Annotated in this window: 16 protein-coding genes and 1 pseudogene; 1 reads left to right on the forward strand and 16 read right to left on the reverse strand. The window is 32.3% G+C overall.

The features are described from left to right. Positions 1–97: 97 nt before the first annotated feature. Positions 98–700, forward strand: coding sequence for a DUF6241 domain-containing protein (locus AB1280_RS06755; protein ID WP_429755316.1), 603 nt, complete (start codon positions 98–100; stop codon positions 698–700). Positions 701–1,972: 1,272 nt separating this feature from the next. Here AB1280_RS06755 and AB1280_RS06760 read toward each other — a convergent pair. The 16 genes and pseudogenes from AB1280_RS06760 to AB1280_RS06835 form a co-directional block, all read right to left on the reverse strand. Further along, positions 1,973–2,578 (reverse strand): PRK06770 family protein, encoded by a 606-nt coding sequence (locus AB1280_RS06760; protein WP_429755317.1) that lies wholly within the window; start codon positions 2,576–2,578, stop codon positions 1,973–1,975. A 465-nt stretch (positions 2,579–3,043) separates the two neighbouring features. Further along, on the reverse strand, positions 3,044–3,910 hold the full coding sequence (locus AB1280_RS06765) for an NmrA family NAD(P)-binding protein (protein ID WP_429755318.1): 867 nt from the start codon (positions 3,908–3,910) through the stop codon (positions 3,044–3,046). Beyond that, positions 3,907–4,416, reverse strand: a complete 510-nt coding sequence (locus AB1280_RS06770) for a hypothetical protein (protein ID WP_429755319.1) — start codon at positions 4,414–4,416, stop codon at positions 3,907–3,909. Before AB1280_RS06770 ends, AB1280_RS06765 begins: the two co-directional genes overlap by 4 nt. Positions 4,417–4,522: 106 nt before the next feature. After that, on the reverse strand, positions 4,523–5,116 hold the full coding sequence (locus tag AB1280_RS06775) for a MarR family winged helix-turn-helix transcriptional regulator (RefSeq protein WP_429755320.1): 594 nt from the start codon (positions 5,114–5,116) through the stop codon (positions 4,523–4,525). Positions 5,117–5,361: 245 nt separating this feature from the next. Beyond that, the gene (locus tag AB1280_RS06780; protein ID WP_429757298.1) at positions 5,362–6,180 is read right to left on the reverse strand and encodes an alpha/beta fold hydrolase; all 819 of its coding nucleotides are present in this window, start codon (positions 6,178–6,180) and stop codon (positions 5,362–5,364) included. Between the two features lie 297 nt (positions 6,181–6,477). Continuing rightward, positions 6,478–6,783, reverse strand: coding sequence for a MazG nucleotide pyrophosphohydrolase domain-containing protein (locus AB1280_RS06785; protein WP_429755321.1), 306 nt, complete (start codon positions 6,781–6,783; stop codon positions 6,478–6,480). A 149-nt stretch (positions 6,784–6,932) separates the two neighbouring features. After that, entirely contained in the window at positions 6,933–8,624 is a 1,692-nt protein-coding gene (locus tag AB1280_RS06790) for a M3 family oligoendopeptidase (RefSeq protein WP_429755322.1), read from the reverse strand. A 16-nt stretch (positions 8,625–8,640) separates the two neighbouring features. Then, complete coding sequence (locus tag AB1280_RS06795) at positions 8,641–8,889, reverse strand: hypothetical protein (protein WP_429755323.1); 249 nt, start codon at positions 8,887–8,889, stop codon at positions 8,641–8,643. A gap of 71 nt (positions 8,890–8,960) precedes the next feature. Continuing rightward, positions 8,961–9,212, reverse strand: a complete 252-nt coding sequence (locus AB1280_RS06800) for an NAD(P)H-binding protein (protein WP_429755324.1) — start codon at positions 9,210–9,212, stop codon at positions 8,961–8,963. A gap of 291 nt (positions 9,213–9,503) precedes the next feature. Then, positions 9,504–10,424: a UDP-N-acetylmuramate dehydrogenase gene (gene murB, locus AB1280_RS06805; protein ID WP_272187873.1), complete on the reverse strand. Its 921-nt coding sequence runs from the start codon at positions 10,422–10,424 to the stop codon at positions 9,504–9,506. Positions 10,425–10,627: 203 nt separating this feature from the next. Continuing rightward, positions 10,628–11,212 (reverse strand): GrpB family protein, encoded by a 585-nt coding sequence (locus AB1280_RS06810; protein ID WP_272187874.1) that lies wholly within the window; start codon positions 11,210–11,212, stop codon positions 10,628–10,630. Positions 11,213–11,314: 102 nt separating this feature from the next. Then, positions 11,315–11,713 (reverse strand): DUF3221 domain-containing protein, encoded by a 399-nt coding sequence (locus tag AB1280_RS06815; RefSeq protein WP_429755325.1) that lies wholly within the window; start codon positions 11,711–11,713, stop codon positions 11,315–11,317. 237 nt (positions 11,714–11,950) lie between these two features. Next, positions 11,951–12,796, reverse strand: coding sequence for an alpha/beta fold hydrolase (locus AB1280_RS06820; RefSeq protein ID WP_429755326.1), 846 nt, complete (start codon positions 12,794–12,796; stop codon positions 11,951–11,953). Positions 12,797–12,911: 115 nt separating this feature from the next. Further along, positions 12,912–13,628, reverse strand: coding sequence for a 5'-methylthioadenosine/S-adenosylhomocysteine nucleosidase (mtnN, locus tag AB1280_RS06825; RefSeq protein ID WP_429755327.1), 717 nt, complete (start codon positions 13,626–13,628; stop codon positions 12,912–12,914). 561 nt (positions 13,629–14,189) lie between these two features. After that, a pseudogene (locus AB1280_RS06830) lies at positions 14,190–14,453 on the reverse strand (GNAT family N-acetyltransferase); the annotation flags it as partial. Further along, positions 14,444–15,358 carry an aminoglycoside phosphotransferase family protein gene (locus AB1280_RS06835; protein ID WP_429755328.1) on the reverse strand — a complete coding sequence of 305 codons (915 nt, stop codon included), beginning with the start codon at positions 15,356–15,358 and terminating at the stop codon, positions 14,444–14,446. The gene AB1280_RS06835 and the pseudogene AB1280_RS06830, both read right to left, overlap by 10 nt. Position 15,359: the final 1 nt, after the last annotated feature.

A 15,359-nucleotide genomic window follows, 5' to 3' on the forward strand; every position in this document is an offset into this window, starting at 1 on the left:
TTTGAAAAAGATTTAGTTAATCTGATTAGGATTAGCGGACCTTCATCACATTAGAGTAAGAAATCAGTTTTCGAAGATATTCGCAGGAGGATTTATTATGAAAAAGAAAATTACTTATAGTGTAATTGTTTTAGTAACTTTATCAGTAGGAACGTACATCACTCTAACATATAATAGTAAAAAAATAGAAGAAAAAGTTCAGGAAAAACCGAAAGTTCAAACCATTCAAAAACAACAAAAAGATAGTTATGTAGTTAGCAATGATGATTTATCTAAAGCAGCTCAGTCTATTGGAGAAATTAAAAACGAGCAAACTATAAATGACATGATGATAAACATGTCTTTTCAAAAACTCACATTCAATGGGAATAATCTTCATGTCCGTGGTACCCGTGATGTAGGTCGAGTTCAAATGACCAAAGAAAACATTCACTACTTAAAAAACAACTTAAATGTTATCAATAATGATGAAAGGCCAAAATATGAATCTATTCTGAACAAATGGTACAACGGAAATTTCGAATCTGCAGTTGAAGACTATCGAGAAATTCTTTATTTACGTTTTGGAAAAAAGCAAAATGTGGAGGGATCTAAACTAGCTAAAAAAACTGATAGCGATGAAAAAGAATATATTCTCCATTTCTTTGGTCAAGAAGGATTAGCTATTCATAATAAAGAGTGGAAACAGGGCGAGTTGTAGAAATAAAGCTAAATTTCACTCCATTAGGAAGTACAATGTTTTTACTCTACAATACGATATTTCCACTGTAAAAAAATTAAAACACTTCAATTTAATATCGAATTGAAGTGAACATAATGCAAAGTCTTAAATCTTTAAATTGGATATCACTATCTTTTTACCATTGTTTATTTATAATGCTGCCGTATTAGTTTCAATGATTGTTATATAAAATGAGTTTGGTTAGGTGCGTTTACTTATTTAGAAATATAAAGTACAAGATGAAATAAAAAAGTAGCTGATAAGCTACTTTAGTCGTTTAAGTATTCATTCTACATTTCTTCATGTATTGATATCGATACAGTATATATTCGCAAAATTCAACTTTTGATTTACTATTCTTTGCTACACACTAATGTCTCATAATCAAATATTCTTAAGACTTAGAGCAGATATTTTATCTACATTGTCTTCATTTATTTCGTTACAATATCAAAGACCCGTCTATTTCTTCAGCTGTGCGAACACAATACAATAAAAACATTCCGTATGAGATGATTAATGTTAACCAGATCATGTGCTCACTCCTTATCTTTTACTAATTTTTAATTGATTCCTATATTGTTAGTTTAATTCTTTTATTTTAATGTAGAAATTCATTTTCCTTACATCTGTCTTACATTATTGTAAGTTATCTACCTCAATTGTTCATTTTAATAAAACCCACATTTATTGTGTAAATTCTACACAACAAAAAAAGCACCTATTATCATAGGTACTTCAGATTTATACATATTCCTACTAGGATGAAATGAAAAAAGAATATGTACAAAGCGTATTCCTTGTTTACTTCTTTATAGAAATATTTATATTACTGGTGTGCATGTTAAATGAATAGGCAACTGTAACAGTAAACATAATTCTATCCTATTTTTTATGGTTTTAGAATAAAGTTTGATTAAGAATAGATTGCTAAATCCTATTCAGACGTAAATAAGGATCCTCCATTTGAAAGTAAGGATAAACAATCTCAATAAAAACAAATAATTTTAAAATAGCTTTAAATAAATGAAACCCTATTTGTTTGAAACGCTCCCAAATATTGATTTAAACAATAAAGAGGAAATTGATAAAGTCTTACCGTGGTCAATGGATTTATCATCTAGTTGCAAAGTACCGAAAAAAAGTGAAGAAAACAAAAAGTAACTCTAAAATCAACCTTTGTTGTATATTTTGGAGTTACTTGACGTTTACCAATCAAATCTTTTCAACACTATATATATTTTTTATAGGTTATTTTTTACCTTGTTCACCACTTGCTATTAACGTACTTCCTGAAAATGTCTCTTTCTGTATGAAAACTTTATTAATTAACTCTTTCTCTTCCTCTTGTGACATTACCCCCTTACCTTCACCAAGGTTCCCGCTTTGTAATTTCCAAATTGTATTATGATCGGCATTAACCTTCTCGTATTTTCCTTGTTTCCACCTTTCTAAAATATCTATATATGCATCTTTACGATCCATATCACCGCTCTTAATAACCCCTAATAAACTTTCAATTCGTTCTTGCGTTATAAAAATATAACCCCACTTTTGATCCGCTTTTACTTTTTGATGTGCCATTTCGTGTAATGCAATTTGTACTTTTTCATCAGTCCACTTAAAACCTTTATTAAAATCACTATTTGGTAACGAGTAATTACTATTATCTAACAGCTTTGCGTTTTCTGCTTTTACTTTGCTATCAGCTAACACTTCCACTGCTGGAGCCACTGTTGGTGTTTTTTTAGTAGTTGGTTTACTTTGATTGAGGTAATATAAGATTCCATAAGTAAGTGCTACACCGATTACTACCATCCCAGCAATGATTCCTATTATTTTTAATAGCGTTTTCATTGTCCGTTTTTCCTCCCCAGCATTCCATTACTTATTTTCTTCCTATCTATTTCGTTATTCACAAAAATTATCCATCTGTTCTCTCCCCCAAAAATACTATTTTATTAAAATCTTTAATAGGTTTCCTTTTATTGTATTTCTTTTCAGTTTAATATTGCAAGATTATTCTGTGAAATAACCATAACTTTATACATTGGAAGTTTTCTTCATCATTTATAACTATGTGTACCCCGTATCTTTTAAAGTATTTTAGATTGAGGTCTTGCTAAAATCAAAAAGTCGCATTTTTTTACAAACATCATAACTTTATATCAAAAACACATTCACATGTATATATCACCAACAAGACTTAACTACAAAAGCAGAACAGAAAAATAGCCAGTCTTCACCACTTTAAAGCGAGAAACCGGCTTTATTTTATAACTTGTAATCATTTTTATTCTCTTTCTACTTGATTTATATACCTTATCTAAAAACTTCTAAATTCTCACAAAGAAAATCATCCAACGTACGCGGTTCTCTACCAAGCAACTGCTTCACGGTGCCCATAGGTCTTTCTGGCAACATCACAGACATGGTTTGAATTTCTAAAACATGATCTGCAAGCCAATGAGGCATATGTTCATGCTCGATTAGATTACGTCGTAATACTTGAGGGTTCATGTTGATATAGTTAATTGACCTACCTAGAAGAATGGAAAGTTTACTCGCAATCTGCGGATAGCTGAATACCGCAGCGCCAGTAAGAGTATATATTTTCCCAGCCACTCTACTGTTAGTCAAAACTTCCACAGCAACATCTGCAATATCTCGGCAATCAATGAAGTTACATGCAGTATCACCCATAGAACCACAGAAAACGTCTTGAGTTTTTATCGCAGGTGCAAACCTTAGAATATTTTGCATAAACGCATATGGACGTAGCACAGTATGAGTGATGTTAGATTCAGCTAAAGTCTTCTCGATTTCATGATGCCAACTTGCTACAGCTACTGGCGACTTTGGATTAAAAGCTGGACTAGATACTTTTACGATGTGCTCAATTCCGACTTCCGCAGCAATGCGAATAATCGTAGTCTCCAGCTCAACTTGTCTTGGACTGTTAGACATCGCAAGGAAAAGCTGACTTGCTCCTGTAAACGCACAGCGCAATGATTCAGGTTCAGCTGCATCAGCAGACTTGATTTCAACCAGTGATTGATCTAAATCACCAATTTTTATACGTAATTTCTCGGGATCTCTACTTATCGCTCGAACAGGAATACCAAGGTTAACTAAACTTTTCAAAAGCGCACTGCCAATCGTACCTGTTGCCCCAATCATAACAATCATTTTCTATCTTCTCCTTTGAATGAAATAATGTTTTTGAAGTTCATTCGCCAACGCGATATTATTATTGAACTCGCGATTATTGTAGATAGCGGAAAATCAATCCATACCCGATTTAACCAGACAAAGTGGTTGATCGGCCACAACACTTCCATTAAAAAAGTAGTCATCCATGCAGTAAAAATGCCAAACGTAGCCCCAATCAATGTGAAAACTACCATCACAACTAAGTAATTTACACTGATAAGCCATTGATTATGAATCCCTTGTCTCTCTAGCCAAAGACCAAGTATCAAAGCAACAATGGCTGATGTTCCTCCAATTGTTGTCAGTGCACCAATTTGAAGGTCCTTGCTACCAGTAATCACTCCTCCAATGCCTGCCATCATGGCAGGAGCTACATAAGCCATCAATACTTCACGCCATAATACAAAAGTTTTTGTCTTGGAGTTTAAATCTGTAATAACATATACCCCTTTCGCTTTATCGGGATACTTTATCGTTTTCATGTATTCACCTCCTTTCTATTTTGAAATCTTTTAATATAATTAGTCACCTAACTATATAAGTGTGAAAATAGGCTAGCTTTACTAGCCCTTCCGAACTGTTCATTCTTTATTCATTTAGATCTTCCGTAAGTGCTGATATACCTTTTGTCACTCGACCAAGCAATTCAAGAAATACACTACGTTCCTCGATACTAAGTAGCCTAACCATACATTCTAGCCTTGCGAAGTGCTCTGGAGCCATTTCACTAAGCTTCTTTGCACCTTGCTCTGTTAAAATGACCGATTTTTGACGCCCATCTTTTGAACTAGGTCGACGGGATACAAGACCATCTCGTTCAAGAGTATCAATTAAACCTGTCACAGTAGCACGTGTGACACCTAAATGCTCTGCCAATTGCGAAGGTAATGCTTCTCCTTCGTTATCTTCAAGATCTGCCAATAAACGATAGCGCCCTGTTGATAAACCAAATCTTGAAAAATGAATCTCCGTGGCGTGTCCAAGCTTAGCCCCCGCCGCCATTAGCCTAGTCGCAACGAGAACAGCTTGTGCATCAACGTCTAAATTGTAGCGATCAATTTGACGCTTAGATTGTATAAGTGAAGGAACAACCTCATTGTAATTTGTTACTTTAATATTGGCACTAGCAGTTGAAACTATATAAGCATCTTCCGTTTTTTTAGGGTCTTTCCTATTGCTCATGTATGTACCTTCTTTCTTCTTTTCAATTATTCAACAATTACAATTTACATAATTAGGAGACTAACTATATGACGATATAAATAAGCTAGCTTTACTAGCCTATTTATATCGTCATATTTATAGTATGGCGCCTAATTACTTTTTTTGTCAATTTATTTTTGATTTTTAAGCAGTAAAATTGTTTATTAAAAATTTATTAATTAGCTGATTTCGTTAAACTATTTAAAATGAAAATTTTTCTATAATTATTTTTCTTCTACTCTATCTAGCCATTCATTTATTAACGAATTAAATAAAACATCCTGCTCAATCTGCAAGTTATGTCCCGCTTTATCTAAAACCGCAAAAGTAGCTCGTGGAAATTTATCAAGCATATCCCAAGCATCTTTATAGCCTGTTACTGAATCCTGTTTCCCTAATACAAAGAGGCTTGGTTTTTCATACAGCGATAACTGACTATCCACATCAAATGAAAAAGCATATTGCTTCATTATTTTTGTTAAAAACGCCTCATCCGCTAATTTAATACCTGATATGATTTCTTCAAGATAACGTTGCCAATTATATTCATTAAGCACTACAAATTTCGAACTGAAACTCTCACATTCTTCATTACTTAACTGAGATAAAAACTTTTCATCTCGGTAAATAACCGTATGCGGAGGAAGCTGTCTCTTGCTTATATCCGGAATAATCAAAGGACAAATAAATGCTGCGCCATCTATTTTTTCTTTTCTTTTGGATATAACTCCTCTAGTTATGTATCCGCCATATGATTCACCTACAATTAAAAAAGATTCATATGGAATAATTGTATCTATAAATTTTAAAACAAGATCTAACATTCCATCAGAGTTTTGAATAGATTCATGTCCCTTCGTTTTCCCCATACCTGGCAAATCGATATAAATCCGTTTCCAACCTTCTCTTTGTATAAAAACAGGCTCCATACATCCCGACATCAATCTATGATCAGGAGAAAAACCATGAAGCATAATAATTGGTTTACCAGAACCATAAATTTCATAATGAACTTTAACATCCCCTATTAAGCATTCCATTATATCCACTCCGAATTTTCAGTATTTTCACTACTATAATAAAGGAAAAGTTCTATCTTTCCAAACAATTTATCTTATGTTTCTTATTGTTAAGTAAAGATCATTTTTATTTCTTTACATCCCGCACACAGTTGACATAATATAATTATATACATCTTGTTAACTACGTGCTTGCAAGAAGGTTTCTAAAAGCTGTTTTATTTCTGCTATATAACATCATTAGTTTTCGCACGATATACATGATCATAATTTTCAAACCGTCTAGCGAAAAGTGAATAAAAATATAGAATTCGATTGTTTTTATTCATCCCAATGTCTATATTTATTTATCTCACTCTTTTTTCTAAATGCATCTTCTAAGTCAATATCGAGTTTGTTAGCAAGATCAAAAAGATTCCATATCACATCATAAATTTCAAAACCTAACTGTTCCTTTAGTTTATTAATATCATCTGAATCATGTTTTGAAGAGATTTTTAAGACTTCTTGAACAACCTCTCCTATTTCTGTAACCAAAAATAATGCTCTTTCTTCAATCGTTGCGTTCTCAAAACCTTTATTTTTACTAAACTCTCTAACTTCTCCTTGTAATGTAGATATTTTCATTTTGCCAACCTCCCATCTGGAAACTCAGTAGAAATAAGTTTCTTTAATTCGCCATTATCACTATACTTACGCCCTAAAACATTAAATAGTATTAGTGAATGGGCCAAAATAATAAAATATTTTTTGTAAATTATAATCTCAACACCTTATTACTCTTCCTCAAATAACTCAAGTTCCCTCTCCACAAACTCCATCAACTCTTCAATTGTTTGCATCGTAAAGTCAAAACGAATACCTGCTGCTTCATACACTTCTTTTACTGATTTTGTACTTCCTAAAGATAGCGCCTCTTTATAATTGATTAAAGTTTGTTTTGGATTTTCTTTAAATTGCTTATACATCTGCAGAGCACCTATTTGTGCAATTGCGTACTCAATGTAGTAGAATGGCACCTCGAAAATATGTAAAATAGACAACCACTTTGTCTCTAACCAATTTTCATAGCCTTCCCAATTCACAAAGTTAGAGTCATATGTTCTTGTTAGTTCTTTAAATTTCTCTTTTCTTTCGGCATGTGTATGGTTTGGATTTTCGTACATCCAATGCTGGAATTGATCGACCACAGTAATTATAGGTAAGTATTGTACCATCAATCGAAGTTGCTCACGCTTTGCTGTATTGAAATCTTCTTGATTTGGATAAAATGTATTCCAATACTCCATCGTTAGGAGTTCCATTGTTGTGCTCGCCAGTTCTGCTGTTTCCATAGGAACATTTCGATATGGCCCTAGTTCAATGTCTTTCATAAGTTCATTATGAATACAATGCCCCATTTCATGTAACAGTACCACGACATCATCTTGTGTATTACAACAATTCATGAATATAAACGATTGTTTAGAAGCAGGTAAAGATTCACAAAAACCTCCTGGTGCTTTTCCTTTACGACTATCTAAATCTAAGAGATTCTTTTCTTTCATCTCATGTAGTAATGCAGAAAAACGAGAATCAACATTTTCTAAAATATGAAAACATCCTTTTACTAATTCGTCTACATTTTGTACTGGTTGTAAAGGCTTCTCGTTTTTTGGAACTGCTCTAATGTCCCAAGGTCTAAAAGTATGTAATCCTAAAGTTTTTTGCTGTTTTTCTTGAAGTTTCTTCTGTAACGGAACAACATATTGACGCATTGCTTCTGCTAACTCAAGACATTCGGTTGCTGTATAATCAAATCGTTCATATTTTTTAAACATATAGTCGCGGTAATTTTGCAAACCAACATTTTGAGCTTTTTGATGCCGCAACGCAATTAACTTATCCATAATAATTTGAAGGTCCTCTTCAACTGATAACATACTTTCTTGAATAAGAGTCATTGCATTTTTTCTAACCGTACGTTCAGGATTTTGAAGATACACCTGCATGTCGCTTAACGACTTTTCTTTACCTTTCCACATTACCGTTAAGTTACCTGTAATCTCGAAATACTTCGTTACTAACTCATCTTCTTTAATTTCTAAATCTATATTTTCTTCATTGAACAATTCAATGGCATTTTCTACTTTTTTATCCAATAAACCAAAATATTTAGGATCTAGCTGTAAACGAAATGGAGATTTATAGTATTTTCTGTCTAGTAAGCTTTTGTAGTGTTTCACTAATGGGTGCACATGCTTTTGATCAAAATCGAAAGCTTCTTTCGCTTGCTTGTCATCAGTGCTACACTGAAATTGAATATAATGTTGTTTGAGCTGTTCTTCTACTTCATCTAAAAATTGCGACTGTCGCTTCAACGACTCTTCAAGTTCCTCGCTAGATTGAATCTCTGTTTGTAATAAATCTTCAAATTGTTTGTGTAGCGTTTGTAAATCTCCGATAACGAAATATTCAGTATTATCCATACGTAAGATACCCCCTTCATACGATATTCTTCGCAACAAGTTTTAAATGCTCAGCAGGAATAATTTGTTTCACTGCTTCCTGCAAATCCTCTGCCAATACTTCTTCAATATGCTCCAAAGCAACTTCTAATATGCTGCACTCCATTGTTTCTACATTAAGCAGTGAATAATGCTCATTTTTCTTAATTACCAAATATCTATGATCTTCTGTTACTAATAAAGCTCCTAGTTGAATTCCTAATACTCTATCATCTTCAAATTTCATATATATTCCTCCTATCTAAATAAATTTTACAATAAAAGGATATAAGAAGATACAAAATTATACAGATCGTATTAAATCGCGATGAAAGGGCATTTTCTTAAGTATAAAGGACTAGAAATTTGCTTAATAAGAAAATCAGCAATATCTCCATTATAAATTTTCAAACCAGGGATATCTCTTAAACTCACTTTTATGCTACCAGTGGCTACCCCCTCCATTACAAATGGTAAACGAATAAATGTCCAATTGAGATTACTTTTCAACAGCAGATTTAACTCTTCATACTTGTCTTTCATCATATTTGGAAAAAGAATTCGAAACATCCTTGCTCCCATTTTATTAAGGAAGCTTTTATGATCTCCTTATACATCGAACGATCCACCCGAAACCACTATATATCTTAAAGACACCTCAATCTCCCTTTGAATAAAAATGATTTGCTGTATATAAAGAAAAGAGACATACATTTGTATCTCTCTTTTCTTTCCACATTTTTCATTATACCAATTTGGCACTGTATCTTATTCAAATTTCTTACATACTTCTTTAGTAAATCATTGCTTTTTTTATATTTTTTACGAATTATCACTGACATCTCAAGTAGTATTTCCTAATTAAGATATTAATTCTTCTCCAATAATTTTTACTTCTGTTTCTAATTCTACGTTAAATTTAGATTTTACCGTTTCCTGCACATATCTGATAAGTTTTACATAATCACTCGCTGTACCTTCACCTACATTCACCATAAATCCTGCATGCTTAGTAGATACTTGGACACCACCTATTTGTTTACCTTGTAACCCACTATCTTGAATTAACTTACCAGCAAACATACCTGGAGGACGTTTAAAAACACTTCCACAAGATGGATATTCTAATGGTTGTTTTGATTCACGTAAAAATGTCAATTCATCCATTTGTTCTTTAATTTTATTGTAATCTCCTTCTTGTAAAGCAAATGTCGCTTCTAACACAAGGTATCCTTCTCTAGAAATGGAACTGTTTCTGTATTCTAATTCTAAATCATCTTTATTTAAATTAAGAATTTCGCCGTCTCTAGTTAGAACTAACACACTTTCAATAACATGTGATATTTCGCCACCATATGCTCCTGCATTCATGTATACTGCTCCGCCAACTGTTCCTGGAATGCCACAAGCAAATTCTAATCCGGTTAGATGATTTTCAAGTACAAATTTAGAAGTATCAATAATAGTTGCTCCGCTTTGAACAATGACCTTATTATCTTTTAATGAAATATCTGTTAACTTGGTTAAATTCAGAACAATTCCTCTAATACCGCCATCTTTAATAATTAAGTTTGAACCATTACCTAAAATAGTAAACTCAATATTATTTTGATTTGCATATTTTATTACATCTTGTACCTCTTGATACGTAGTAGGTAAAATAAAATAGTCCGCATTTCCACCTGTTTTAGTGAAAGTGTATTTTTTTAACGGTTCGTCTTTTTTAACTTTAGTATTATCTAATATATTTAATAAATCGTTGTATACTTTATCCATTTCCATAACCTCTTTACCTAGAATCTGTCTTATCCATTATAATGCATTTCATTTCAAAAAGACTAATGTATTATTTTTGAAAAGATTCAAACAATATTTCGTGGTTAGGAAAGGCCTTACTATTTTGTGTAAATAACCACTTTTGCTTATTCTTTAATAAGATACTTTTTGTAACTATAGTTTTAGAATAAAGTTTGAATAATAATTCCTCAGTTTGGGTTGTATTTGTTTTCAAATTCCGTTTTTGCAGTTTTAGTATATTTGTTAACAAACTCTGTTTTTGCTTCCGTATATCCATCTCTGTCATGTTCATATTTATCTATTAAGCTCATTTTCAAGTTACCATATTCTTTTGCAACATCTTTATGTAATTGTAAAAAATCTCTAAAATACAATTCATTCCAATTGCCTATATACCGAACATGAATATGAAATACTTTTTCAGCAAATCCACTTTCTGTATAACCTTTCATAAACATTAAATGAGGTGCTGGCTTTTGTGATTGCTTTTCGATGATATATCCGTTTTTCTCTAACACATTAACTAAAAATTTCAAATCGCAGTCTTCTGTTATTTCAAGCAATATATCTATCGTTGGCTTTGCTAATAATCCAATAACAGAGGTACTTCCAATGTGATTTATTCGTTCAATAAATTGTTTACCAATTATATTGCTAAATAATTTTTCTTCTTGTAAATACCAATCTTTCCATATTGGATTATGCTCTTTCAAAATAATCGGAAACAGTTCCCACAATTCCTCTAGTGACATTTCTGATAAGCTCCTACCCACTATACAATCCTCCATTTTACTTAGTAATCCGTTTTATAAAATTTTATTTCAGAGTTGCATTCATACTCTAAAATATTAATGCAACATCTCCATTTCTTAATCCTAAATCTTTTCCATCTTTGTAACCTGTATCTTCGCAGGGTAAGATTCGAGTATTTCACTATACTCTATTCTAACTTTGTCACCTGTTTGTAATTGCTTTACTATACTTGAATTATTAATGTGTAAAACAGCGTCAGCGGGAATTTTTCTTTTTAATCTTTCTTCTAAGTTTTTTCTGTCATAATCATCTTTTAAATGCTTCTCTTCAATGAAAAACACAGCATCTCCCTTAAGCAAAATATAGCCATCTATCCAATTAGAAGCCGCATTATTATCTGTTTTCTTTGTAGATATTTTTAATTCATTACTTGTATCTGTTTTCCACATTAAAACCACTATGAAGATCAGTACAAAAAATATAATCATACCAACTGTTTGCATACTTTTTTTCATTTGCATCTCTATCACCTAACATACCTTTTCTAAAACATTCATTACTAAATAGTAAAAAACCATAAATGAGATTCCTACACTCTAATTTCTTTTAGACTATGTTAATTAGTAGCGTTGGTTTAGCACCGACATTTAAACCTCTCATTTGTACAACAAGAACGGCGAGATATTAGGTATTTGACCTATATTGACGAGGGGAAATTGGAGCCACAGTCTATATTTATCTAAATCTTCACATATTAATTAGATGGTAGTAAATTCTCGAACAGTTGTTATAAAAGATTCCTTCTCTTCAACAAAAGGAAAATGATTACTATTCTTAAAAATTTCTAATTTAGAATCTGAAATTAATGTATGCATTTCTTTTGAGTACAAAACAGGACATTGTACATCATATTGACCACAAAGAATAAGAGTAGGAAAATTAATATGTTTTAATTTCTCTCGAACATCATAAGTTTTAATGTCTTTGTTATAAGCTCTCATTCTTTTTCTAATAATTTTACTAAAGGATAGTTCACTAAAATATTCATTATACTTTTCTGGTTCATAGAGAGACAATTCAATCAACTTTTTATTAGCTATTCTTTTTTTATCTTTCGAAACAAAGGGTAACATCAATGCTAAAAATATTTTGGATACCTCTTTACGATGTTGACCAGTTTTAAAATTATATAGACAACTTTCCGAATTTAAAAACTCATTAGATGCGGCAGTATCACATAATATAAGGGAATCTAATACCTCGGGTTTACTGGTAGCATATGTTAATCCTAAAAATCCACCCGCAGAATGCCCAGCAAAAGACCATTTTGGGTATCCTAACTCAGTTCGTATGCTTTCGAGGTCCTTAACTGTCTCATTCATTGTCAGTTCATTTGAGTTTCGAGCTTTTGATGAATTTCCAGCCTGTTTTAAATTAACTAAAATAACCTTATAAAACGATGATAGGCAATCTGCAAAAATCGAACCTCTAATGGAGAATTCTTGGTATAGATGTGTTATACACAAAGGTTTTCCATTACCAGTAATAAAGATTTCAAAAGAACCTCTTTCTGTATTAATAACCTTCTGTTCATAATTTACCAATTCATTCACCTACTTTACACTATTTCCAATTCTGTATGTATTTCTAAATTTCTGATATTATTCCCCTTAACATCAACTTAAAACTCAAAACAAGCGTTCTTGTTTGAATCAAATATCAACAGTGTTCATTAACAAATCCTACTTTTAAAGAATATAGTAAATATGTAACCATATATTCGCACGCTTTCTCACAAGCTAACATCTTAAATACTTTTTGTTCTTCTATTGTTTTATCATTCGCTTGATCTGAAGCAGCTTTTAAACAAAGAAACAGTTTTTTATTCACATAACAAACATAAGAAAATGCAGCAATTTCTTGATCGACCGCAAGAGCTCCGTATACTGTCTGAAGTAATTCTCTCGTTTCTGAACTACGAATACGCTGGTCACCTGAAACAAATGTCCCGTAATGAGAGTTGTAAGCTGACTGCAACTTTTTCATTTCTTTAATCAACTGTTTAGAAGGTTGAATACTTGCTGCTCTGCCTGTATACAAATCAAACGGATCCATTCCCGTTCCTGCTCTGGTTACATCATGTTGCATAACTTTAGTAGCGACAACAATATCACCGTTTTTCACCTTGTTTGATAAACTGCCGCAAATTCCTGTCATAAATAGCTGCTCAGGTTGGAATTCACTAATAAGAAGTTGAACACAACTTGCACATTGTACTTTTCCGACTCCAGTTATGACAGAAATCAATTCAATGCCGTTCAGATTATGAAAATGAAACTCCCAAGCTGCTCGTTTTTCTTTCTGATAGCTTGGATAATATTTATGTAAATACGTAAGCTCTGGTTCCCATGCTGCTACGATAGCAATCCGCTTCATATATAAAATTCCTCTCTAAATATTTATTTTTATTAAATATAGTACATCCTCACGAATTAAAGTTAATGATAATCTAATTATGTATCCTTAAAACATAATACAAGTTTTTATTTTGTCATATATACCATCATTTACTTCGCTCTTTACAACCAATACCCTTCTTTCTCCTTTTGAACATAGTAGAGCTCATGAAAAAACGCTATTCTTTTCTTGTATTTCTACAAAAAGAATAGCGTTTTTAAATTTCTTGGGCATTCTGAAGGTAAGTACTTTATTTAATGTATCTTCAAAAGAAATCCCCATCTTTAAGCACAAAGTAAAAAGTGAAGTACACCCTAGAAGAGGTAATGTGGAGATCCATTTCAGTTAGGCACAGCTTAACTCACTTATACAAATACTCAATTGTTATTATAGTGAACATACTCTATATCCGATATTCTCACTTGTTTATAGGATTTAGACTGGATTAAAGAGCCAATTACTAAAAAATCGTCTTTAAAAATTGAACTTATGTAAATTGAGTTTACTGACAATATGGTACCATTCCAAAACACATTTTACTTATTTACTAAATATTATTGGCATATCATCAACGTATCTCTTCCAAATCATATGATCATATCCATTCCCCCAATAACCCTTCAACAAATAATCAGGATCTCCAAATTTCTTCTTCCATACCTTCTGTGCATTTGTATACCCACTATCTAAACAAAACTCTTTCATTCCCCTGCTTAACAAGGTAAGAAACATTGCATTTAAAAGTAAATTCCCTATACCACGCCTTTGGTAATTTGGATGTACAAATACCGTTCCTATTTCAAACTAACTCTTAATTCATCAAACCAGCGAGCACAAGCAATTGTCTCTTCAGGTACTCGATCATGACTTTCAAAGTACCACCATGATGAAAGGATACAGTGAGATAGCCCCCACGCTATCATTCTTTCTTTGTCTAGTTGAAGTTCCTCTGCCAATTGTTGTATGCGATTTGCTAATACCTTCTTTGGATTTGATTTATTAAATAAGTGATTTCTTAAATACGCAATTGTTTCATATTCTGCTTCGCCGATAACTCCCTTTGGATCAATCGCAAGCCATTGATCCGTCCCCATACATAAAGCGTTGTCGTGATGTAAATCACCATGAAGCAAAAGCGGTTTTGAAATTGTTTTGATTAATTGTGGAAATAAATCTTCTGCTTTATTGACAAGGTCTTTTGGTAATGGTCCTGTATCACCATCAAAATGTACTCGTAACCGCTGCAATCCTTTTGACCATTGTTCAATAGAAGGGAATGTATATAGAGTAGGAACTGGTTTCCAAAGTTTTTTCATCGTTTGTCCAATAATTGTCGTTGCTTTTTCTTCATTTTCTATATAGGCAAGTGACATACCTGGTTTGATATATTCTAATAGTAAATATCCATATTCAGAATCTGAATCAAGTAATGTCACTGTTCCTTCTCCTTGAAAATAACGAAGTGCTTCTATTTCATTCTTCAAATCATCACTAGGGACACCGAGTTTTAGCACAACATCTTGTCCATTTTCCTTTCGGGCTATACTAACATAGTTATAAGATAGATTGGAACACGGTTGAATGACTTGTAGTGATAATTTTTCTTCAATCTCTTGAATCGTACTCGGAAGCTTTTCAATCCACTGCTTTCCTTGTTCTCCGTGAACATCTTGTATGGTTGTTTTAAAAGATGAAGGTATGCATAACATT

This window comes from Bacillus sp. S10(2024) (assembly GCF_050473865.1).
Lineage (GTDB): Bacteria > Bacillota > Bacilli > Bacillales > Bacillaceae_G > Bacillus_A.

Bases quoted from the DNA above. Each gene is read 5' to 3' on its own strand.
- AB1280_RS06755 (WP_429755316.1), top strand. From the start codon at position 98: ATGAAAAAGAAAATTACTTATAGTGTAATTGTTTTAGTAACTTTATCA.
- AB1280_RS06760 (WP_429755317.1), bottom strand. From the start codon at position 2,578: ATGAAAACGCTATTAAAAATAATAGGAATCATTGCTGGGATGGTAGTA.
- AB1280_RS06765 (WP_429755318.1), bottom strand. From the start codon at position 3,910: ATGATTGTTATGATTGGGGCAACAGGTACGATTGGCAGTGCGCTTTTG.
- AB1280_RS06770 (WP_429755319.1), bottom strand. From the start codon at position 4,416: ATGAAAACGATAAAGTATCCCGATAAAGCGAAAGGGGTATATGTTATT.
- AB1280_RS06775 (WP_429755320.1), bottom strand. From the start codon at position 5,116: ATGAGCAATAGGAAAGACCCTAAAAAAACGGAAGATGCTTATATAGTT.
- AB1280_RS06785 (WP_429755321.1), bottom strand. From the start codon at position 6,783: ATGAAAATATCTACATTACAAGGAGAAGTTAGAGAGTTTAGTAAAAAT.
- AB1280_RS06790 (WP_429755322.1), bottom strand. From the start codon at position 8,624: ATGGATAATACTGAATATTTCGTTATCGGAGATTTACAAACGCTACAC.
- AB1280_RS06795 (WP_429755323.1), bottom strand. From the start codon at position 8,889: ATGAAATTTGAAGATGATAGAGTATTAGGAATTCAACTAGGAGCTTTA.
- AB1280_RS06800 (WP_429755324.1), bottom strand. From the start codon at position 9,212: ATGTTTCGAATTCTTTTTCCAAATATGATGAAAGACAAGTATGAAGAG.
- murB (WP_272187873.1), bottom strand. From the start codon at position 10,424: ATGGAAATGGATAAAGTATACAACGATTTATTAAATATATTAGATAAT.
- AB1280_RS06815 (WP_429755325.1), bottom strand. From the start codon at position 11,713: ATGCAAATGAAAAAAAGTATGCAAACAGTTGGTATGATTATATTTTTT.
- mtnN (WP_429755327.1), bottom strand. From the start codon at position 13,628: ATGAAGCGGATTGCTATCGTAGCAGCATGGGAACCAGAGCTTACGTAT.
- AB1280_RS06835 (WP_429755328.1), bottom strand. From the start codon at position 15,358: ATGTTATGCATACCTTCATCTTTTAAAACAACCATACAAGATGTTCAC.